Raw genomic sequence first — 19,339 nt, forward strand, 5'->3', positions numbered from 1 at the left:
CCGCCCTCCTGGGCGGGGGCAAGTGCGTACGACGGGCCGTAGGACCGTCGTACGCGATAGCTTGCTCCGCCAGGAGCCGTGGTGGGGTCACGCTGCTGTCCAGCGGAGGTGGCCACCGGGTCGTTGGTGTTCACCGGCTCGTCTCCGGGTCCTGCTGCTGGATTTCGCGGACGAGTTCCTCGATCCAGTCCATGGCCAGGACGGGGTGGTGCAGGGTCCAGGGCCGGTCGTGCTGCTCGCGTTGCACGATCCAGGTGGTGTCGGGGCCGGACCGGGCGCGGTGGAGGTGTCCGTGCTGGTGCAGGACGGTCAGCCAGGAGTCGACTTCGGCGGGCGTGGCCGGGTGAGTGCGCATCGGATGCTCTCCGCTTCTGCTGTGGCGGGATGTCTCGGAGACATGCGGAGCGGGTGACCGGCCGGGGTGACCGACTCGGTCACCCACTCCGTGGAGGTTCGGTCAGGGCCGGGAGGAAGTGACCGGCTGGCGGTGCTGCTCGCGCAGCTGGGCCATCAGCGCGGTCAGGGTGTCGCTGGACAGCGGGATCTGCTGACCTCGGATCGCCTGGGCGACCACCTTGCGGGTCAGTTTGTCCTCGGCCCTGACCGCCGACCGGGCGATCTTCAGCAGCTCCTCGGTGTCCGGGTCAGGACGCCGGTCACCAGTCGGCTGAGCAGCCCGGTCAGTGACCGGCGGCGAGGTGACCGGCGGGGCAATGACCGCCGCCGGGCTGCCCTGGCCATCACCGACCGGGGCAGCGCCGTCGGGGCGGTCAGCGCCCGTCCGGCCCTTGTCCGCCTGTCCCGGCAGGTCAGGGGCACCGTGCCTCCGGTTGCGGTGGTCGGTGACCGACTGACCGTTGGCCGCCGGGGTCGAGTCCCCGGTCACTGACCGGGTGGCGGTGTCCTCGTCGGTCGGGGACAGCGGCAACCGGTCGGTCAGAGCAGTGACCGACTGACCGGGCTCGACCTGACCGGCCGCTGCCCGCTGCTGACCGGCCCGGTCGGTCCGGGTGACCTCGATGGCGTCACCCCGGTCGGTCTGGCCGAGGTGACCGGGCTCACCGAGGTTCTGCCGGTCAGTGTCCTTGACCGGGCCCCGGGCAATGAGGATGTAGAGGTGGACTGCTCCGGCCAGTGCGAGCGGGGCGATGGTGGAGAGCACCGCGACCACCGCGTCGCCGAGCCGGAGGCTGGTGCCGGCGACCGTGTCCTGGTTGATGCGGACCGCGTGGAGGGCGTTGGCCCAGATGCTGGCGGCGGTGGCCGTGCCGAAGAGGGCCCAGACGTAGAGCCGGGCGCGCAAGTGCGCGTTGCGCAGGACTAGGAGGGCTCGGATGCCGTACGCGATGAACCCGTCGATCACCAGAGGGAACAGGTAGGTAAGGAAGCCTCGGATGTGGATGGCGACGGCCATCTGCTGCAGGGCGTCGTACGACAGCGCGCATCCCGCGCCCCCGAGGGCCACGACAGCCGCGCGGTCCCACCCGGATATGTGCGCCGTCTTCGGCGCGCTTGCGGTGTTCATGCCGCCGTCCCGAAGTCGTCGCGGATCAGGCGCTCGCCGCTGGTCTCGGGGGGCGGGGTGTTCGTGGTGGGCTGGTTCAGGGTTCGATTGCGCTCGGCCCGGCGGATCTCGCGGTATCGCTTCTTGGCGTGCTCCTCGGTGACCTTCAGAAGCCAGGCCAGGCGCTGCTCGCTCACCCCGTGGCGGTAGGCCGCGTACTCGACCGCGCGGCGCTCCGCGTGGGTGAGGTGCACGTCGCGCCCGGCGATGGTGGCATTGACGCGGCTGTAGTCGAGGCGGCTGGCGAGCTTGTCGTGCAGCGGCCCGCGCTCCTCCTCCGTCAGGCCGCCACGGATCCCTTCGGTGTCACCCCCTTCGAGAGCGGCGTCCAGGCAGGTACGGCGGACCGGGCACTGGCCGCACAGCGCCTTGGCCGTGGCGATCTTGGCGGTCTCGTCGGGTTCGGGGAAGAAGACTTCGGGGTCCACCGGGTGGTACTCGGTGCTCTGGCAGATGGCTTCGGCCTGCCAGGTCTGGTCGCCGAGCTGACGGTGGTGGGCGGGGCCGTTCATCGTGCTGGTCATGCGGGGTGCTCCGATCGCTCTCCGCGCGCAGGGGCGTCGGCGGAGAGGTGCGCTGGCGGTAGGCCCCCTCGGACGGCGTTGCGGGGCGCGGTCCGGCGGGGTGGCCTGTGGGGGGTCAGGCGGCGGCGCTGTGGCGTCTGCGGTCGACGGCCTCGAACTCGGCCCGGTCGGTCATCTCCGCGAGTCGAGAGGCGACGCGGTCACCGAGGTACGAGCGCAGGTCCTTGATCGCCAGGTTGGTCGTGATCAGCGTGGGGAGTTCGTAGTTGTACCGCCGGTTGATCAGCCGGTACGTCACTTCCTCGACCCACTCACTGGCCTTGGCCGCGCCGAGGTCGTCGATGATCAGGAGCGGGCAGCGGCAGACGGCCGCCAGCTCCCGCTCGCTGTCGACCCCGGGCCGGGGGCGGAGATCGGCGTAGAGGTCGGCGGCGGTGGTCGCGCGCCAGCGCACGCCGACCCCGCTCTCCACGAGCGCTCGGACCGCGCCGTACGCCTGGTGCGTCTTGCCCGCGCCGACGACTCCGGCCATCAGGAGGCTAGGCCCGGTGGTGACCTGCCGCCGGGCTCCCCGGCTGGGGGCGACGGCCGCCTCGGTGACCTCCGCGACCCAGTCCAGGACCCTCGGGTGGTCGGCGACGGCCGCCTGGTAGCGCGGGGGCATCCCGGCCAGGAGGGCGTCGAGCGGGGAGAATGGCTCGGGGTCGTCGGGGAGCGCGGCGGCGTCGGCCGGGTCGATGTTGCGGGCGGCCAGGATCCGGGCCATGCGCTCCAGGGTGCCTTCGTTGCCGAGGAGCTGCGGTTCGCGGTGGCGGGTGTGCATCACAGCTCCTCGGCGTAGGCGGCGGAAGCGTTGGCCGGGTTGGTCCACGCCTGGTGGGCGGGCACGTTAGGCCGGATTCCCGGCCGCGCCAAACCGCCGGGGCGAACGTTCATCGCCTCGTTGACCATGCTGGTCAGGACGCTCGGGTGCTTGGGGTTGGCGGTGAAATTCGCCAGCCCGGCCCGGATGTGCACCGGAGCGATGCCCTCGTCCAGGAGCTTCTTGATGATCCGACCGAGGTGCCCGATCACGTCGCTCGGGGGGCGCTGGTCGCACCCGGCCACGTACTCGCCGATGAGGTCCTTGGCGGAGATGCCGGCTGCGGGCGCTGTGCGCCCCGTAGGGACAAGAGATCCAGGATCCAAGATCCTAGATCCAGGCGCCGAGCTTTCGGGGAGGCTTCGGGGAAGGGTCGGGGAACCATCGGGGAAAACCCTCTGAGCTGTACTTTTGCCTCCAGTCCGTCCGGGTGCGCTGACGTCTCCGTCGGCGGCCTCCTGTCGGTCTACGGCTGGCCCGTCTGCCTGTTCCGGGACCGTCGGGGCCGGTGAGGCAGGCAGATCGAGGGCTCGGGGTGCCCTCCCCGAGGTCTCGGCGAGTCCTCCGGGAGCCGTGGGCGAGCCCTCCGCCCTCCGGGTGCAGGAGCCCTTGCAGGGTGCGCACCGGTCGGCAGCCTGGTGCTGCGGGCACGAGGGCAGGCGGGACTGGCTCGGCTTGTCGATCTTCTGGTGCTCGGACCAGGTCACGACATGGAGGTAGAGGCGGCCGTCGCATCCGGTGTACCGGCAGATCAGTTCGGCGTTCGCTAGCTGGTGGAGGTCGTCCTCGACGTGGACCGAGGTGTGCTCGGCGCGCAGCGGCCAGAGCAGCCCAGCGATGATCGCGGCGTTGTCCCGGTGGCGACCGTGGTCGTCGGACTGGGTGAGCAGGCCGAAGAAGGTGCGCTCTGCCTCGACGCTCACTTCGGCGAGCGACTCGGAGACGAACGCCTCCGGCTTGATGGTTCGTATCCGCGCCATGTCAGCAGCCCCGACCGGCGGCGACCAGGTCGCTGCGGGTGAGGGTCGCGGCGGCGACGTCGAAGGTGTGCGGCCGAGTCCAGTCCGCCTCCGGCCAGGCTCGCAGGATCCAGCGGGCTGCGACCCTTGCGGTCGTCGGCCCCAGCTCCAGGGGCTCCCCGGCCTCGTCCTTGACGATGGCGTGCGGGTGGGGCCACGCCTCCTTCGGGTCGTTGAGGCTGACCCGGACAGTGGCCGCGCCCGGGATCATGTCTGCGAGCTGGGCGGCGAGGCGGCGCTGGCGGTCGGTATCCGGGCAGGCCGGGGTTCCACTCGGCATGGCGCGCATGCGATACTCCGTTGTTCGTAGGAGTGCGGTGCGGCGGTTCTCGTGCAAAAGCCCCGCCGCCCGCGAGATGTGAATCGGCACTCTTCGGGGTGCCGGCCCGGCGCTTGGGAGTTGGTAGCTCCCGGGCGCCGCTCTCATCCACCCCGGTGGGCGTCATGGCCCCTGTGGGTACATCGCCCCTCCCCTCCTGGCCGGTCCCCGGCCGGTGATCCGCTTGTGCAGGGACCAGAACCGTATGGCGACCGCTGGCACAAGTCCAGCTTCTCCACACCTGCTCCGAACAGGCACGGAACACTGAACTGGACGAACTCCAGGGTAAACGTACACCGCAGTGGCGTCCTTGCGTCAACTGCAATGTCGGCGCGCGAGACGATGCTAGCCATGATCACCACTGGGGTGGATAGGATGGTCGTCATGACGAAGGGTTGGGGATGACCGAGAAGAACGAGCGCACCTTCGCGGAGCTGCTCGACTACCTGTTTCGGGAGGTGCATCCGAAGGGGCGCGGTCCGTACACGTACGCGGAGGTGTCACAGGGGATCCGCGACACCTCGGGCGTGACCATCTCCGCAAGCGCCATCCAGCAGCTCCGCACCGGAACCAACACGAACCCGAAGATGCAGACCATCCGGGCGTTGGCCGGATTCTTCGGGGTGAACCCGGGCTACTTCTTCGACGGGGAAGAGGCCGAACGGCAGCGTGCAGAGATCCAGGTGATTGCCGCCATGCGCGACCAGGGGGTGCGCCGGGTCGCCTTGCGCGCCAACGGGCTCAGCACGTCGAGCCTGCACATGCTGAACACCGTGATCGACCAGGCTCGCCGACTGGAGGGAATGCCGGAGGAGTCGGACGACTCCGGGCTGCTCGACGACGAATGAGTTCAGTGCCGCCCGAACCGCGACACGCGACCCTCCGTCGCGGTCAGACGGCATCGCTTCCGTGGCGGCCTTCCAGCAGCACGATCACTCGGAGGAGGTCGCTGCGCATCGGTCGCAGGGCGACGATGCGGACAGCGACTTCCCGTCCTTGGTGATACGGAATCCTGAGCCGGCGCAGAGCACCGTGGGAGTGCTCGACCATCTCGCGACGATCCCACATCTGTCGCGCGGCTGGCGATCCCGCGAGGATGTCGCGCTCCAGTTGCCGCAGGGCCTCGCTCTTCGGGTGGTGAGCCCGCTCATAGCGGATCTGCCCGAGAAATGGGCGGGCCCAGTCCTGTTCCCAGTTCACGAGATGCTCACGAGCCTCCGGCTCCAGCAAAGCCCATCGCATCTGATTGGCCTGGTAGGCAGCCCACGGAAACCAATCAAGCAGCGGCTCGTTGTAGCTGATCACGTTCCATGCGAGATCCGCGGCGAAGGCGGGAGCGGGGGACTGATTGTCCAGGAACTGCTGGAGCAGCACCTCGTCCACATCTGTTGCCGCGTCCACATCCGGCGTTGAGGCAAGTGCCGGCGGACGACCGACCGCCCTCAGGTACAACGCGCGACGCTCTGCCGGGCTCAGCCTCAGCGCCGACGAGAGCCGATCGAGGAAGTCGGCCGAGTACTTGGCCTCGTTGCCGCGCTCCAGTGCGCCGTACCAACGTTCGCTCACTCCGGTCAGACGAGCCACGTCACGCTGCGTCAGCCCTTTACTCCTGCGTCCTGAGGCTGCCAGGCCCATAATCGCGCGCGGATCCGTGCGGCTCCGCCATGATCGCAGCAGCTCCGGCAGGGACTCACCGTCAGGTTCGTCGCCCTCGACCTGCCCACCCCGAGAGTCCATGGCCCAAAATTAGATCTCATGATGAAGTGACATGCATCACGACACGCCCCGAAACAGCATCAAGAGATCACGAAACGGTCATCCAGCGTAGTCAGACATAACGGGTAGTCGACCGTTCAACCATCTGTGTCGTGCGCCACAGCGACCCGCGATCACGGGCTTCACCCACTGTCGATCAAGGTCGCAGGAATCCTCCAGCCTGGCACTCTTCCATCCTCCTCACAGGAATCGAGTCACCATCCGTAACCGGAACTCATACTTCCGGGAAGCGTGAGTTCCCCCTTCTTCTTGGCATCCTCTTGGCTGTCACTCAGTAGCAAGTTGGTGCACAGCCGAGACCGAGGGGGGATTGCCATGCCCTTGCCAGAAATCGACGAGAGTCGACTGCGCAAATCATGTGAGGAGCAGGTCGATCTCCTGCACCTACCGCATCGCTTCAGCACGCGCGAACTGCGCGAGGCGATAGCCGCCCTTCGCGAGAAACCGATCATCCTGAAACCGTTGAGCACGCTCGGCGCTGTCGAAGCACCCTGTGGCATAAGGATCGAGACGCCGTCCGCCGACCTCCTCTATTACGAGGAAGGCACGTCCGTCCACCACCAGCGACACATTCTCACGCACGAACTGTGCCATGTGTTCTGCGACCACCCCGGAAGCCTGCAGGTCGACGCGGATACGGCACAGGCTCTCGGGGTGAACCCCACGCTGGTGATGCGCATGTCGGGACGCACAAGTTACTCGACGGCCGACGAACGCGAAGCGGAAATGATGGCGACGGTTATCCGCCAGCGCATCTACCGTGAACGCGAATCCCCTTCTCATCAGCCGACGAGGGGATCGGACAGCTGGGACGCGCTTTTCTCCCAGCCCATTAAGAAATCTCGGTTCCGATCACGATGAATTCCGTCTTCCTTGGCATGGCCTGCCTGCTCGCAGCGGCTGCCGCCTACTGGGTCCTCGGTAGAGGGACGCCCCGTCCGACCGGCACATGGGCCATGGGCGCGCTCCTCGGCTCGTTCGCCCTGGCCTTCGCCACCTACGCCCCGCTGTTCGAGAACGCCGTTGAGGGCGTCGTGCCGCACGTCGCCCGGCTGCTGAGCAACTGTGCTTCCCTGGCCGCCGCCACAGCGGTCCTGGCTGTCTCCTTCCAGCTCAACCTGGAACCCGCGGAAGCGCAACGGCGAGTCCGGCTGCGTCTCGTCCTCTTCGCCACGTCCGCCCTCGGCATGACCGTGCTGTTCACGTACGAGCAGATGACGCATCGCTCTCCGCAGGTGTATGCGCTCTACCTGCTGCTTTTCATCTCCTACCTCGGTTTCGCCATCGTCGACTTCCTGGTGCAGGCCGTAAGCCAGTCAAGGTCGACCCGCCGCAGCAGCGTCCGGATAGGTCTGCGCATGGCGGCCGCAGGGTGCGTCTTCGCACTGGTCTACGCGGTGTACAAGCTGACGGTCCTCATCTCCCTGGGCCTGGGCTTCCACCTGGTGTCCGACCATTCGGAGTGTTCGTCGCTCGTGTCTACGTCGTGCGTCTTCAGCGTGACGTCTCCGGCGCTCGCCGTCCTGCTGATCTGCGTCGGTCTCACCCTGCCGGCTGTCGTCTACCCGCTCAGCCAGGCCCGACGTCGCCGCTGGGAGGCACAATCCTTCGAAGCCCTCGGTTCTCTCTGGCAGGACCTGTCCGCCGCGATGCCGAATATCGACCCGGTCTTCGACGAGGCCGCTTCGAACGACTCGGACTTCCTGCTCCAACGTAGGGTCATCGAGATCAACGACGGCATCCTCGCCCTTCGTCCGTACCGGTCCCGCAGGGTGCAGGAGATGGCCCAGGGCACGTTCGACGCTGGAACGGAGGCGGAAGCCGCAGCGGTCGAGGCGGCTGTCGTGAAGGCAGCGCTGGCCGCTTCGAAGGCCGGCCGGTACGCCGACAAGGTTGCCCTGCCGTCGGCGGAGGCAGCCTCCCGCAAGGACCTCCGTGCGGACACGGAGTGGCTCCTCCTGGTGGCCGACGCCTACGCGCACCGGGTTGGGCGTGTCGCCGATGACAGTCAGCCAGAGCCGGTTGGAGCCTGATGGCATGACCGACCCGACTCAAGACCCCCGTTTTCTCCAGGACCCCTACCCCACCTATGCGGCCATGCGGTCCAGGTGCCCGGTGCAGTCCGTGCCCACTGGGTCCGGTGGGCACATCAGCTACCTGGTCACCGGCTACGCGGAAGCGAGGGAAGCTCTCCGCGACGCACGGCTCTCGAAGGACACGGCCGCCTTCTTCGCGGGCAAGGGGTCACGGCGTCGACTACACCCTGCGGTGGCGCACACGATGCTGGCCAGCGACCCGCCCCAGCACACCCGCCTCCGCAAGCTGGTGACCAAAACGTTCACGACCGGGGCCGTCGCGGAGCTGCGTCCGTTCATTGCCCGGGTCACCGACGAGTTGCTGGATCAGTGGCCCGTCGGCGAGCGGTTCGACTTCGTGGCCTGCCTGGCGGTACCGCTGCCAGTCATCGTGATCTGCGAGCTGCTCGGAGTCCCAGAGGGGGACCGACCCGACGTCCAACGCTGGTCAGAAGAACTGTTCGCGGCAGGCAAGTCCGACGTCATCGACGCGGCCTCGCATTCCATGGCTGACTACATGACGAGCCTCATCGCCGCCAAGCGCCTGGACCCTGGTGCTTCTCTTCTTGACCGACTCATCTCGGCGCGCGACGGAGACGACCATCTAAGCGAGGAGGAGCTGGTCTCTCTGGCGGTGCTGTTGCTCGTGGCCGGGCACGAGACCACCACTAACTTCCTCGGAAACGCCGCCCTGGCGCTGCTCCAGCACCGTGCCGAGCTGGATCGCCTTCGGAAGAATCCGGACGATGTCCCAGCCGTGCTGGACGAGCTGCTTCGGTTCGATTCCCCCGTCAGTACAGCAACCTTTCGGTTCACCACGGAGGCCGTCACGCTCGGCTGTACCGATATCCCTGCCGGTGTCCCGGTGCTGGTCGCTCTTGGAGCCGCCAACCGCGACCCAGAGCGGTTCCCGTCGCCGGACCTGCTCGACTTGGACCGAGACGCCGCCGCTCATCTCAGCTTCGGCCATGGCATCCACCGCTGTGTCGGTGCTCCCCTGGCCAAGGCCGAGGTGGAGATCGCCCTCCGAGCGGTACTGACTCGGTTTCCCGGAATCCGGCTTGCCGCGCCAATTGACCAACTGGACTGGCGGCGCACCCGTCTCGTTCGCGGACTGGCAACTCTTCCTGTCCTGGTGTAGCAGGTGGTAAGTACAAGTCATGCTTCTGCGTACTGGGCGAGCAGGATGCTGGCTCGCGCGAGATCGTCTGGAGTGTCCACCGCGACGCCGTCGTCCGTGACAGGCACCATCCGGACAGCGTGGCCGTGCTCGATGAAGCGCAGCATCTCCACTCCTTCTGCGCGCTCCAAGGGCCCCTGCCGAAGTTGCCGGAAGCGCTGGAGAGAATGGCCAGCGAATCCGTAGAGGCCCAGCTGGCGTGTGTACTTCGGCCGCTCCCCCTTCGGATAGGGAATGGGGTGGCGCGAGAACATCAGGGCGTCGCCCTGAGCGGCGACGACGACCTTGACGACGTTGTTGTCCAGGGCTGCGGCGATGTCGACCAGTTCGGTGTAAGCGTTCACGGCCAGCGTGCCCGGAGGCAGGTGCTCCAGAGCTTCCGAGATGGCGTCGATCGCACCGGGTGCGATGAACGGCTCGTCGCCCTGGACGTTGATGTATCCGTCGGCCGGGAGGCGTTCGGCGACCTCCGCGACGCGGTCGGTGCCGGTGAGGTGCTCCCCGGTGCGGATGCAGTCGATGTCAAGTTCGCGGCACGCCGCTTCGATGCGTTCGTCGTCCGTCGCGACGATGGCTCCGTCGAGGCGTTTGGCCTCCAGGCAGCGCTGGTGGACGTGCCAGAGCAGCGGCATGCCGCCGAGGAGGGCCAGTGGTTTGCCGGGGAAGCGGGAGGCACCCCAGCGGCACGGTATGACGGCGATGTGCCGGCGCCGGCGGGCGACGGTCGGTCGGGCTGTGGTGGCGGCCACGGCGTCCTCCTGGTGGTCGGGTTCGCGGGGGTTCAGGTGAGCTGGGCGAGCTTGGCGCGGACGGTGGGTGAGGCGGTGGTCGCGAACGGCCGCCATTGGTAGCCGTCGACCTCCTCCTCCTGCAGTGTCACCGCGTGATCGGCCCCGAGGTGGAAGGCCCAGCGGAAGTCCACGTGGTGGTGGGCCGGCTCGTTCTTCGACGGGTTCGCGTCGATCGCGTGCACGTCAATGTCGAGGGGGATGTCCTCGTGGCCGGCGAGGGGGACGACGGCGCTTGGCGGGATGCCGGCCTCCTCGTGCAGTTCGCGTAGGGCGGCGTCGCGCAGGATCTGGTCGGACGGTTCGTTGTGCCCGCCGGGCGCCAGAAGTTTTCCGGACGCCTTGTGCAGGATGTGGAGCACGTGCCGTTCACCGTTGATGAGGATGGCGCTGCAGGTCACGTGGGCGGGGAAGGTCTTGCGGCTGGTGGGATCGTCCGAGCCCTCGAGCACGGCGAACAGCATCGTCAGGGAGGCGCGCTCGTCCGGGTGGCGGGCGAGGTACGCCTCCGTGACCGCGCGGACGTGTTCGGTGGAGAGTGGCAACGAGGTCACCTTTCGAAGTGGCGAAGCCAGGTTCTGGCGATGGTGTCGCGGTCGGCCGCCGGCATCTCGTGCAGTCCGGGTTGGAATCGCGCGTGGCTGAGCGCGGCGGTGGCGGCGAGTATCTCGGCCTGGACGAGGTGGATGTATGTGCCGACGGCAGCTCCGTGCACGAAGTTGACGGCACCGCCGTCGGCGAGAACGTAGAAGTAGTGGCCTGTGACCTCGTAGCGGGTCAACTGGGGTCCGACGGGGTGTCGTTCGTAGAGGTCGTCGAGGCTGCCGAGTTCGAGTTCGTCCTCGGAGGAGGTCACCGATCCGAGGTATGCGCCGTTGCGCAGGGCGGCGAAATCCTCGTGCCGGAGGGCGAGATTGCCGGTGGCGCACAGGACGAGTTCCGCGTCGCGGACGGCCTCGGTGGTGGACGCGCTGGTGCGGAAGCCAAGGGCGTGCGCCTGTACCCGCTTGACCGCGTCGTTGTCGTACACGGTGACGCGCAGGTCCTGGGCGCGCAGGGTCTGGGCGATCGAGCGGCCGACCTTGCCGAAGCCGATGACGCAGGCGCTGCGACTCGTGAGGATGTCCCCGCGGGCGCGGACGAGGGCGTCGGTGGAGAACACGATGGACCGGCCGACGAGGTGGTCCTCGCAGTCCTTGAGCGGTGAGCGGGCCACGGACACGACGGGGCACGGCAGCGAGCCGAGGGCCGCGTACCGCTGGTGTCCGTTCTCGGTGTCCTCGACGACGCCGAGGATGCGGCCGGAGAACTTCTCCACGAGGGTGTCGAGGCTGGCTGCGAAGTAGCCGCCGATGTCGACCAGGACGATGTCCTGGCCGCCGGCCGTGTCCTCCAGGTAGTGCAGGGCCTGGGTCTCGTCAGTGAACCGCTCCCGGCTCAGGTCGTGGACCGGCAGGGTGCGGCGGACGGTGTCGAGGGTCGGCTGGTGGATCGACCGAGGCTTGGGGAGGACGGCGCCGATCGTGGACACCGCGGCCATGGCGCGCAAGAAGGCGGGGCGTTCCGGGAGCAGGTGGGTGACGACCAGCGTTGTGATCGCCTGCCCGGCGGGGAACTGCGCGGTGATCCTCCGAAAGAAGGCATCCAGCCGTGCCCGCTCGGGGGTTTCCATGAGCACTCCTCTCATGATCCGACGGGGTCGCCTATGCGGCACGGCTGTAGTCCGGCACCGGGGCGGCCAGCGCCTGCATGTGGGCGCGCAGTCCGCTGTGGAGGTCGACGCGCGGCTGCCATCCGAGGACCTCTCCGGCGCGGCCGGGGTCGGCACGCGTGAAGATCACGTCCCCGTTGCGCACGTGGTCCTGGTGGAGCTGGATCTCGCGGCCGGTGAGGCTGTTGGCGATGTTGATCACGTCGAGCAGGGAGGCGTTCGAGCCGCCGCCGACGTTGATGGCACCGTGCGCGTTCGGGACGGTACCGGCGGCGATCGTGGCGGCGACCACGTCGTCGATGTAGGTGAAGTCGCGGCGCTGGTGGCCGTCTCCGTACAGGCGCAGGGGCTGTCCGGTCAGGGCGGCGTACAGGGCACGGTGGGTGAACATGTCGGCACGCTGGCGGGGGCCGTAGACGGTGAAGTACCGCAGGGCGACGACCTTGGGGCCGCCGGGGCGCTCGGCGTATGCGAGGCAGAGCTGCTCCTCGGCCAGCTTGGTCACGGCGTACGGGGAGGCGGGGTTGGGGCGGTCGGTCTCGCGGCTCGCGTCGCCGTCGGTCGGTCCGTAGACGCTGGACGAGGAGGCGACGACCAGTCGGCGGACACCGATCCGGGTGGAGGCGTCGAGGACGCGGTGGGTGGCCAACACGTTGGACGCGAGGTAGTCGCCGAACTGCGGTCCCCAGGAGGGCCGTACCCCGGGGATGCCGGCGAGGTGGAAGACGGTGTCGGCGTCGATCAGGAGCGGTTCGATCGCGCAGTGGAGGAGGTCGGCCGTGACGTGGTGGTATCCCTGGCGGCCCCGCAGCGCGGCGAGGTTGGCGGCGGCCGTCGGGTCGGAGGACGGGTCTCGGCGGTCCACCCCGATCACGGTGGTGCCGGCCTGGACGAGGGCGTGGGCGAGGTAGGAGCCGATGAATCCGGCGGAGCCGGTAACCACGGCCCGTCGGGGGGAAGCGTTGGTCGGGGGCTGCTCGTGCTGTGGCACGGGGATCTCCAGAGGGGTGTCGTCTAAGGGGCTGGTCAGGCGAGCCGGGACAGGACGGTTCTGCCGTGTGCGCTGAGGGCGGTGTCGTTCTCCTGGTGGCCCTTGACCAGGGCTGTGGCCGCCTCGATGGCTCCGAAAGACTCCAAGAGGCGGCGTTCGGTGTCGTTGAGGGAGCGTCCGTAGCCGTCGAAGAAGGCGATGCGCAGGTGGGGTGCGGCCTGCCAGCGTCGGAATTCGAGTCGGGCGAAGTCGCGGACCCGGGCGTCGCGTCGCATGTGTTCGAAGTCGAAGATGCCGAAGGTGTCGCCGAGCAGCCAGTTGCGCGGCTGGTAGTCGAGGTGGCAGATCGCGCTGTCCATCTGGCTGGTGCCCAGGATCACCGCGTGGTGCTTCAGCAGGTTCTCCTCGGCCGCGTCGAGCAGGTCGGCGTGGACGGCCCGGCCGATCCACCCGTGGAACCGCTCGGCGAGCGAAGCGCCGACGGCACCGCTCTGGGGCATGGCCGTGGCCCGGTGCAGCTTGCCCAGCACGTGCCCGGCCTCGTGGTGGGCCAGCTCCTCCTCGGGCGAGCCCGGAGCGAAGGTGTCCGCGCGGTGGCCTGCGAGCGCGGTGAGCAGCAGGGTGCGGGTGGCATCGTCCCGGCCGACCAACTCCGGGGCGTGGCCGCTCAGATGGGTGACCCACGCCCGGTAGGCGTGGAGTTCTCCGGCGTACCGGTCTCGCTCGGCGTGCTGCTTCGCTATGAACTGACGCCCGTCGTCGGCCACCAGGCGTACGACGCGGGGCGGGAGCGCGGGGTCCGCTGCGATGTCGACTGCGCCTAGGAGGAGGTGCGCCAGTTGTATCCGGGGGTCGCGCGAGGTCGCGATCACGGGGTCGGCTCCGGCGTGAGGAGACTGAGGTGCTCGGTGTCGTTGTGCCGGTCGAGCATCCAGCGGTTCTGGCCCAGGCGGTTGCGGTGGTGCTGCCAGCGGGTGATGGAGGCGTGGTTGTGAGTGAATCCGGCGGGCGAGCCGATCGGGATGCCGAGCAGCAGGGTGTGCGCGGTGATCACCGTCTCCCCGTGGGCCGCGAAGACGACGCGCTTGCCCCGGTTCTCCTCGATGAGCTGGCTCAGGTTCCTGCTGGCGCGCTCCAGGAATCCGTTCCAGGTGTCGGAGCCGTTGGCCCAGGGTGTGTCGGGATGGGCGTGCGGCCCGCCGTCGGCGGCCGTCTTCACCGCGTCCCAGGGCCGGCCATCGGCGTCGCCGTGGACCGGGCCGTCGAGTCGGTCGTCGTGGTGCACGGGGATCTGGAGGGTCTGGGCGATGATCTCGCCGGTCTGGACGAGACGGATCCGCGGGCCGGTGTAGATGACGTCGAAGGGCTTCTTCAGGTGCTCGGTGGCCAGGCGGCGTGCGGCCTGTTCGGCCTGGGCATATCCGAGGTTGGTCAGGCCGGTGCAGGTGCGCGGGCCTCCGACGAGGCCGTCGGCGTTGCACTGGGCCTGGCCGTGCCGGACGAAGACGAGTTCGGTGGTGATCATGAGGCTCCTCGGTGGCTGAAACGGAGGGGCAGGCTGTAGCGGTAGCCGTTGCGACCGATATACGGGGCGGTGAGCACGGCGTGCAGGGCCAATGAGCTGTCGAGCTGGTTTCGGTCCGTCGTTCCCAGCCGGGCGTCGTGTCGTAGAGCTGCCTCGTTGTACGCGAGCAGGGCGTTGGTGACGGCTTGGTCCGGGAGCGGCCCGTAGGTCAGGTGGAGCGTCACGATGAGCTTGGCGAGGTCGTAGCCCATCGGGGCCAGGGACAGGTCGTCGGTGTCGACGGCGACGATGTCCCTGCTGGTGACGATGAAGTTCCGGGGGTTGCTGTCCTTGTAGAAGGCGCAGGGCCCTTGGGCCGTCGTTTCCAGCAGGCCGAACATCGCGTGCAGCGCGGCCTTGTTCGGCAGGTAGCCCTGTTCGTGGCGTCGCCGCAGGGCGCGATTCCGGGGGCCGAGGTAGTCGTCGAACCTGGTCCCGTCCCGGAAGTGGTGCGGGGTGTCCAGCGACACGGACCGCAGGTCGCTGGCCCAGGCGGCACCGTGGGCGTGTCCCAGCAGTGCCGCGACGCGCGGGAGGTCGTCCGGGCGTACCGAGCGACCTTCGATCCGTTCGAACGTCAGGCTGTTCGCTCGGACGGTGAGGAGCGCCGGCTGCCGCAGTGGCTTGGCGTGCTCGGTGAGCCACTGATAGTGGCGCACCGCCCCCGCCGCACGCTCCGGTTCCGCGTAGGGCTTGGTGAAGGGCGCGAGGGTCATGCCATCCGCCCATCGTTCGGCTGGGCGACGACGAAGGTGATCCGGGACCGGGTGGTCAGCGGCTCGTCGGGAAGGAACTCGTGCAGGGTCGCCGCCAGGGCACCGGGGTTGCCGTACAAGCCGGGCGCCAGGTCGTACTTGGGGTTGGTGGCCAGGTACTGCGCCGAGTGGTCGTGGCCGTCGAAGGTGAAGACGTGCTCCTCGTCCAGGACGGCGATCACGTCGAGCGAGGAGGCGGCGATGTCGGCCAGGTTGTCGCTGTGGGCTGCGGTGTACAGGCTGTCGTGCTGGGCGGCACGCGGATCGAGACCGGCGCAGGCGACCAGCTGGTCCATCTCCCGATAGCTGTCGAGGCCCTTGGTGACGAGCACGGCCACACCACCGGGGGCGAGGACCCTGGCGATCTGTCCGACGACGTCCTGGGGACGCGGCGAGTGGTAGAGGCAGAACGCCGCGACGACGACATCGCTCGACCTGTCGGGCAGAGGGAGGTCGTGGAAGTCGCCTTCGACGAACTCCACCGTGCTGTCGGGCAGGTCCTTGGCGCGCTCGCGCGCCTGGGCGAGCAAGGAAGGGGCGGCGTCCAGGCCCACGACGCGCTCGGGCCGGAGCTGCTCGGCGATGACGAGGCTGCTCGTGCCGCGACCGCATCCGACGTCGAGCACCACGCCGAGCCGGTCCGGCCGGGCGTGATGGGTCTGCACCAGGCTGACGATGGTCTCGGGCACCGGGTGTCCGGCGGTCTTGGCCCGCATCAGGGCGCTGGTCCGCCCGGCCAGCCGTGAGGCGTGTCCGTACAGCTCCGGCTGCCGGACGGGGTCCAGGAACGGGTTGGACTCGTTCATGCCGCACCCCCTGACCGGGGGCGCTGGCCGGTCAGGACTGCTCGGCGGCGACCCTCCGCAGCCAGCGGCGCGTCTGGCGCCGGTTGGCCAGCAGCACCACATCGGCGCCGGAGCCGAACTCCTCGATCTTCGCCATCACGCGGGGCCGCATCTTGCGCCGGTACGTGGCGACGTACTTGATCACGCCCCAGTGGATGCGGTTGTGCACCCCGTTGCCCTTGTGCCCCGCGCCGTGCCGGATCTGCCGGGAGAAGATCCCGTACAGCGCCGCCACGGTCGACACGTCCATCAGGACCACGGTGTCGCAGGCTTCGAGCCGTACCTGCAGCGTCGAGTTGTAGTTGCCGTCGATCACCCACCGCGGCTGCGCGACCAGCTCGCGCTGCACGTCGGTGAACTTGTCCATGGGCAACGCGTTCCACTCGTCGTCGTAGAACGCGGCGTCCAGGTGTGTCACCGGGGCGTCGAGGATCCTGCCCAGTTCGCGGGCCACGTGGGATTTGCCGCTGCCTCCGCAGCCGACGATGGCGACCTTCTTCATGGTGCTCCAGCGTAGAGAGGTTCGGGTGTCCGGCGGACCCATCCTCCGGGACGCGCCCAGAGGATCCGCGCGCCGTGGTCGATCGAGCGGTCTGCATCAGACAGCTCCCCGCTCGGTCGCGGCGGCCTGGAGGAGGCCGTGCAGGACGGACTCCAGGGTGTTGGCCTGCTTGCACAGGCCGAACAGGCGCAGCCGGTCCACGCAGGCGGCGATCAGGGCGGCGTGCTGCTCGGTGCCGGCGATCTCGCGCAGGTAGGAGAGGCGTTCGAGCACGTCGTCGCCTGAGCGCACGACCAGCTCCTTCGGGACGAACCGGTCGGCGAAGCGGATGTCCGCCGGGGCCAGGGGCAGGCATCCGGCGAGCACGGCCTCGAAGATGCGCTGGGTCATCTGCCCGACCGCGGCGTACCGCTCGGGCAGCATGAGCACCGTGGCCAGGGAGCGGCCGTAGACGTCGGCGGTGTCCTCGAACGGGATCCGGCCCGCGAAGCGGACGTGCGGCCAGCGGCCGGTCTTCGTCCACTTCCCGGCGACCAGGTGCTCGACGCGGACGGCGGCCGGGGCGAAGAAGCGGTCGAAGGGCTCGTCCCGGTCGTACTGGTTGCCCACATAGCCGAGCGCGAGATCCCGAGGCCGCGCCGCGAGGGTGAGGGGATCGGTCTGGGCTAGGAGGTCCTCGGCGACAGGGAAGAGCAGCGAGTGCGCGCCAGGGGTCGGGGTGAGCGCGGCCTCGCAGACGCGCGTGTGGGCCGTGCGGCGCCACACGCTCTCGGCGCGCAGGGTGCGGTCCTTGTCCCAGATGACGGTGGGCGTCCGGTGCCGGGCCGTGTAGTGGTTGATGAGCTGGGCCTGCCTATGGAGGTCGCAGGTGTGCCCCTCGCTGCCGCACACGGTGGTGTTGCGGCCGGGGATCGCCCAGCGCCACTCCAGGAACAGGGCGTCGATGCCGGGCAGGCCGTCGTCGAAGGTGTACGCGCCGCCGAGGTCGTCACCGGCTTCGAGGCGGTCGCGGTCGGGCTGGAGGAAGACGATCTCGTGACCGCGGGCAAGGAGGGCGTCGATGAAGGGACGGCGGTGGCTGCGGCCTCCGTCGGGGGTGTCGGTGACGCCGTTACCGAGGAAGCCCCAGAAGCTGTATCCGATCTTCACTTGGTGATCCACCGCCCTTCGAGGAGCAGGGCGTCGAGGCCGGAGTTGGCGAGGCAGTCCAGGGCCATCTCGGGTGTTCCGCAGATCGGCTTGCCCTTGACGTTGAGGGAGGTGTTGATCAGCACGGGGATGCCGGTCCGGCGGCCGAAGGCGGTCAGCACCGCGTGCATGAACGGGTTCTGTGAGCGGGTGACGGTCTGCAGGCGGGAGGTGTCGTTGGCGTGCACGATGGCTGGCACCCGCTCGCGCGTCAGGTCAGTCACCCCGGAGGCCATGGACATGTACGGGGCCGGCTGGCCGAGGGTGAAGAACTCGGCGGCGCGCTCGGCGGGAACCATGGGGGCGAAGGGCCGGAACGGCTCGCGGAACTTCACGGTGGCGTTGAGCCGCTCGACGACGCCGGGCTCCAGCGGGGAGGCGAGGATCGAGCGGTTGCCCAGGGCGCGCGGCCCGGCTTCAACCCCACCCTGGAAGAGTCCGGCGATCATGCCGTGGGCGAGCTGGTCGGCGAGGAACTCGGCGGTCTCGATGCCGAGGGTCTTCTGGTGGAGGCCGGGCCAGGGGGTCAGGTCGAGGGGCTGGTCCTCGTAGGAGGGGCCGAGGTAACAGTGGCGGGCGATGCCGGCGACCGGGCGAGGGCTGCGCCCATCGACGTGCACGGCGAGGGCGGCCCCGATGGCGGTTCCGGCGTCTCCGGGTGCTGGCGGGACGAACACCTCGTCGAAGATGCCAGCCTCGATGATCTTCCCGATGCTGACGCAGTTCGTGGCGACGCCGCCGCCCACGCACAGCCGCCGGGAGCCGGTGAGCGCACGGGCACGGCGGGCAAGGTGGACCATCACCTGCTCGGTCCGCTCCTGGAGGGCAGCCGCCAGGTCTCGGTGGACGTCGGTGAGCGGCTCGCTCGGGTGCCGCTCGGGGCAGGTCTCGGCGACGAACCGCCGGGACGTCCTCGGGTATCCCGAGGTGAGGGTGCGCGTCGGGAAGTAGCAGGGGTGGATGCGAAAGCCCGTGGCCGTCGTGCGGACGGCCGTAGTGAACAGGTGCCGGAAACGGGCGGGGTCGCCGAGGGCGGCCAGCGCCATGACGGTGCCTTCCTCGTCGCCACGCCTCCAGCCCAGGTGCTCGGTGACGGCGCCGTACACGTACCCGAGGGAGGCCGGGTCGTTGATCGCTTCCATGGGCTGGAGGCGGGGGCGCTGGATGTCGTGGCCGTGGGCGATGGTGGTGGTCTGCCGCTCGCCGAGGCTGTCGACCACGAGTACGGCGGATTCCTCCCAACCGGAGGCGGCGAAGGCTGTGAGCTGGTGGGCTCGGTGGTGCAGGACCGGTGTGACGCGGGCCGAGGGGAACTGACTGCCAAGGACGCGCAGCCGACGCCGGGTCCGCAGGGCCACCTTGGCGAATCCGTGGGCGCGGGCCAGGCTCCGGTCGCGTGTCATCGGTGAGAGCGCCATGCGCAGGGCGGCGGGCGACTCGGCGAGGTAGCGGACGGGCTGGAAGTTGTAGGCGACGCTGTCCACGTCGCTGGCGCTCAGCTTGGCCTGGTCGAGGAGCCATCCCACGGCGCGGGCCGGGTAGAGCTTGGTGTGCTTCTGCTCGGAGAGGCGTTCCTCCTCGACGAAGCCGACGAGTTCACCGTCCACGAGGAGGGCGGCCGACGAATCGTGGGTGTACGAGCACAGACCGAGGACGACGGAGGGGATGCGCTTCAT

22 protein-coding genes are annotated in these 19,339 nt (G+C 69.0%); 4 read left to right on the forward strand and 18 right to left on the reverse strand.

What is annotated here, in order from left to right:
* Nucleotides 1-130: 130 nt before the first annotated feature.
* From ACFWVE_RS09320 to ACFWVE_RS09345, 6 genes are all read right to left on the reverse strand, one after another.
* Nucleotides 131-355: a hypothetical protein gene (locus ACFWVE_RS09320; RefSeq protein WP_219088720.1), complete on the reverse strand. Its 225-nt coding sequence runs from the start codon at nucleotides 353-355 to the stop codon at nucleotides 131-133.
* Nucleotides 356-457: 102 nt separating this feature from the next.
* Entirely contained in the window at nucleotides 458-1,525 is a 1,068-nt protein-coding gene (locus ACFWVE_RS09325; protein ID WP_384009817.1) for a DUF2637 domain-containing protein, read from the reverse strand.
* Entirely contained in the window at nucleotides 1,522-2,088 is a 567-nt protein-coding gene (locus ACFWVE_RS09330; RefSeq protein WP_384009819.1) for a WhiB family transcriptional regulator, read from the reverse strand. Before ACFWVE_RS09330 ends, ACFWVE_RS09325 begins: the two co-directional genes overlap by 4 nt.
* A gap of 115 nt (nucleotides 2,089-2,203) precedes the next feature.
* The gene (locus ACFWVE_RS09335; RefSeq protein ID WP_164253273.1) at nucleotides 2,204-2,911 is read right to left on the reverse strand and encodes an ATP-binding protein; all 708 of its coding nucleotides are present in this window, start codon (nucleotides 2,909-2,911) and stop codon (nucleotides 2,204-2,206) included.
* Entirely contained in the window at nucleotides 2,911-3,930 is a 1,020-nt protein-coding gene (locus tag ACFWVE_RS09340; RefSeq protein WP_384009821.1) for a hypothetical protein, read from the reverse strand. Before ACFWVE_RS09340 ends, ACFWVE_RS09335 begins: the two co-directional genes overlap by 1 nt.
* A 1-nt stretch (nucleotide 3,931) precedes the next feature.
* Nucleotides 3,932-4,258: a transcriptional regulator gene (locus ACFWVE_RS09345; RefSeq protein WP_384009823.1), complete on the reverse strand. Its 327-nt coding sequence runs from the start codon at nucleotides 4,256-4,258 to the stop codon at nucleotides 3,932-3,934.
* A gap of 431 nt (nucleotides 4,259-4,689) precedes the next feature.
* On the opposite strand from ACFWVE_RS09345, the gene ACFWVE_RS09350 reads away from it, so the two are divergent.
* Nucleotides 4,690-5,136, forward strand: coding sequence for a Secondary metabolite protein (locus ACFWVE_RS09350; protein WP_164253271.1), 447 nt, complete (start codon nucleotides 4,690-4,692; stop codon nucleotides 5,134-5,136).
* 43 nt (nucleotides 5,137-5,179) lie between these two features.
* Here ACFWVE_RS09350 and ACFWVE_RS09355 read toward each other — a convergent pair whose 3' ends face one another.
* A complete protein-coding gene (locus ACFWVE_RS09355; RefSeq protein WP_384009825.1) occupies nucleotides 5,180-6,025 on the reverse strand; it encodes a helix-turn-helix domain-containing protein in 846 nt (281 codons plus the stop codon).
* 354 nt (nucleotides 6,026-6,379) lie between these two features.
* Here ACFWVE_RS09355 and ACFWVE_RS09360 point away from each other — a divergent pair, with 354 nt between their 5' ends.
* From ACFWVE_RS09360 to ACFWVE_RS09370, 3 genes are read left to right on the forward strand one after another with little or no spacing between them, the layout of a single operon-like run.
* Nucleotides 6,380-6,925, forward strand: coding sequence for a regulator component (locus ACFWVE_RS09360; protein WP_384009826.1), 546 nt, complete (start codon nucleotides 6,380-6,382; stop codon nucleotides 6,923-6,925).
* A gap of 17 nt (nucleotides 6,926-6,942) precedes the next feature.
* Complete coding sequence (locus ACFWVE_RS09365) at nucleotides 6,943-8,097, forward strand: MAB_1171c family putative transporter (protein ID WP_384009828.1); 1,155 nt, start codon at nucleotides 6,943-6,945, stop codon at nucleotides 8,095-8,097.
* A gap of 4 nt (nucleotides 8,098-8,101) precedes the next feature.
* Nucleotides 8,102-9,280, forward strand: a complete 1,179-nt coding sequence (locus tag ACFWVE_RS09370; RefSeq protein ID WP_384009830.1) for a cytochrome P450 — start codon at nucleotides 8,102-8,104, stop codon at nucleotides 9,278-9,280.
* A gap of 17 nt (nucleotides 9,281-9,297) precedes the next feature.
* Here ACFWVE_RS09370 and ACFWVE_RS09375 read toward each other — a convergent pair whose 3' ends face one another.
* The 11 genes from ACFWVE_RS09375 to ACFWVE_RS09425 form a co-directional block, all read right to left on the reverse strand.
* A complete protein-coding gene (locus ACFWVE_RS09375; protein WP_384009832.1) occupies nucleotides 9,298-10,068 on the reverse strand; it encodes a 3-deoxy-manno-octulosonate cytidylyltransferase in 771 nt (256 codons plus the stop codon).
* Nucleotides 10,069-10,100: 32 nt separating this feature from the next.
* A complete protein-coding gene (locus tag ACFWVE_RS09380; RefSeq protein WP_384009834.1) occupies nucleotides 10,101-10,661 on the reverse strand; it encodes an NUDIX hydrolase in 561 nt (186 codons plus the stop codon).
* Nucleotides 10,658-11,779, reverse strand: coding sequence for an adenosylhomocysteinase (locus ACFWVE_RS09385; protein WP_384009835.1), 1,122 nt, complete (start codon nucleotides 11,777-11,779; stop codon nucleotides 10,658-10,660). Before ACFWVE_RS09385 ends, ACFWVE_RS09380 begins: the two co-directional genes overlap by 4 nt.
* A 31-nt stretch (nucleotides 11,780-11,810) precedes the next feature.
* Complete coding sequence (locus ACFWVE_RS09390; protein WP_384009837.1) at nucleotides 11,811-12,761, reverse strand: NAD-dependent epimerase/dehydratase family protein; 951 nt, start codon at nucleotides 12,759-12,761, stop codon at nucleotides 11,811-11,813.
* Nucleotides 12,762-12,844: 83 nt separating this feature from the next.
* Nucleotides 12,845-13,681 carry an aminoglycoside phosphotransferase gene (locus ACFWVE_RS09395; RefSeq protein WP_384009838.1) on the reverse strand — a complete coding sequence of 279 codons (837 nt, stop codon included), beginning with the start codon at nucleotides 13,679-13,681 and terminating at the stop codon, nucleotides 12,845-12,847.
* Nucleotides 13,678-14,334: a histidine phosphatase family protein gene (locus ACFWVE_RS09400; protein WP_384009840.1), complete on the reverse strand. Its 657-nt coding sequence runs from the start codon at nucleotides 14,332-14,334 to the stop codon at nucleotides 13,678-13,680. The genes ACFWVE_RS09395 and ACFWVE_RS09400 overlap by 4 nt, the downstream gene beginning before the upstream one ends.
* Nucleotides 14,331-15,089: a phosphotransferase gene (locus ACFWVE_RS09405; protein ID WP_384009843.1), complete on the reverse strand. Its 759-nt coding sequence runs from the start codon at nucleotides 15,087-15,089 to the stop codon at nucleotides 14,331-14,333. Before ACFWVE_RS09405 ends, ACFWVE_RS09400 begins: the two co-directional genes overlap by 4 nt.
* A complete protein-coding gene (locus tag ACFWVE_RS09410; protein ID WP_384009845.1) occupies nucleotides 15,086-15,934 on the reverse strand; it encodes a class I SAM-dependent methyltransferase in 849 nt (282 codons plus the stop codon). The genes ACFWVE_RS09405 and ACFWVE_RS09410 overlap by 4 nt, the downstream gene beginning before the upstream one ends.
* Before the next feature lie 31 nt (nucleotides 15,935-15,965).
* Complete coding sequence (locus ACFWVE_RS09415) at nucleotides 15,966-16,475, reverse strand: topology modulation protein (protein ID WP_384009848.1); 510 nt, start codon at nucleotides 16,473-16,475, stop codon at nucleotides 15,966-15,968.
* Nucleotides 16,476-16,571: 96 nt separating this feature from the next.
* On the reverse strand, nucleotides 16,572-17,624 hold the full coding sequence (locus ACFWVE_RS09420) for a hypothetical protein (protein ID WP_384009851.1): 1,053 nt from the start codon (nucleotides 17,622-17,624) through the stop codon (nucleotides 16,572-16,574).
* Nucleotides 17,621-19,339 carry a carbamoyltransferase gene (locus ACFWVE_RS09425; protein ID WP_384009853.1) on the reverse strand — a complete coding sequence of 573 codons (1,719 nt, stop codon included), beginning with the start codon at nucleotides 19,337-19,339 and terminating at the stop codon, nucleotides 17,621-17,623. Before ACFWVE_RS09425 ends, ACFWVE_RS09420 begins: the two co-directional genes overlap by 4 nt.

Origin of the sequence: Streptomyces sp. NPDC058632, from assembly GCF_042717095.1 — a bacterium.
In the GTDB taxonomy this organism is placed as follows: Bacteria; Actinomycetota; Actinomycetes; order Streptomycetales; family Streptomycetaceae; genus Streptomyces.

Bases quoted from the DNA above. Each gene is read 5' to 3' on its own strand.
- ACFWVE_RS09325 (WP_384009817.1), bottom strand. From the start codon at position 1,525: ATGAACACCGCAAGCGCGCCGAAGACGGCGCACATATCCGGGTGGGAC.
- ACFWVE_RS09410 (WP_384009845.1), bottom strand. From the start codon at position 15,934: ATGAACGAGTCCAACCCGTTCCTGGACCCCGTCCGGCAGCCGGAGCTG.
- ACFWVE_RS09350 (WP_164253271.1), top strand. From the start codon at position 4,690: ATGACCGAGAAGAACGAGCGCACCTTCGCGGAGCTGCTCGACTACCTG.
- ACFWVE_RS09355 (WP_384009825.1), bottom strand. From the start codon at position 6,025: ATGGACTCTCGGGGTGGGCAGGTCGAGGGCGACGAACCTGACGGTGAG.
- ACFWVE_RS09400 (WP_384009840.1), bottom strand. From the start codon at position 14,334: ATGATCACCACCGAACTCGTCTTCGTCCGGCACGGCCAGGCCCAGTGC.
- ACFWVE_RS09320 (WP_219088720.1), bottom strand. From the start codon at position 355: ATGCGCACTCACCCGGCCACGCCCGCCGAAGTCGACTCCTGGCTGACC.
- ACFWVE_RS09330 (WP_384009819.1), bottom strand. From the start codon at position 2,088: ATGACCAGCACGATGAACGGCCCCGCCCACCACCGTCAGCTCGGCGAC.
- ACFWVE_RS09365 (WP_384009828.1), top strand. From the start codon at position 6,943: ATGGCCTGCCTGCTCGCAGCGGCTGCCGCCTACTGGGTCCTCGGTAGA.
- ACFWVE_RS09360 (WP_384009826.1), top strand. From the start codon at position 6,380: ATGCCCTTGCCAGAAATCGACGAGAGTCGACTGCGCAAATCATGTGAG.
- ACFWVE_RS09405 (WP_384009843.1), bottom strand. From the start codon at position 15,089: ATGACCCTCGCGCCCTTCACCAAGCCCTACGCGGAACCGGAGCGTGCG.
- ACFWVE_RS09370 (WP_384009830.1), top strand. From the start codon at position 8,102: ATGACCGACCCGACTCAAGACCCCCGTTTTCTCCAGGACCCCTACCCC.
- ACFWVE_RS09385 (WP_384009835.1), bottom strand. From the start codon at position 11,779: ATGGAAACCCCCGAGCGGGCACGGCTGGATGCCTTCTTTCGGAGGATC.
- ACFWVE_RS09425 (WP_384009853.1), bottom strand. From the start codon at position 19,339: ATGAAGCGCATCCCCTCCGTCGTCCTCGGTCTGTGCTCGTACACCCAC.
- ACFWVE_RS09415 (WP_384009848.1), bottom strand. From the start codon at position 16,475: ATGAAGAAGGTCGCCATCGTCGGCTGCGGAGGCAGCGGCAAATCCCAC.
- ACFWVE_RS09345 (WP_384009823.1), bottom strand. From the start codon at position 4,258: ATGCGCGCCATGCCGAGTGGAACCCCGGCCTGCCCGGATACCGACCGC.
- ACFWVE_RS09335 (WP_164253273.1), bottom strand. From the start codon at position 2,911: ATGCACACCCGCCACCGCGAACCGCAGCTCCTCGGCAACGAAGGCACC.
- ACFWVE_RS09340 (WP_384009821.1), bottom strand. From the start codon at position 3,930: ATGGCGCGGATACGAACCATCAAGCCGGAGGCGTTCGTCTCCGAGTCG.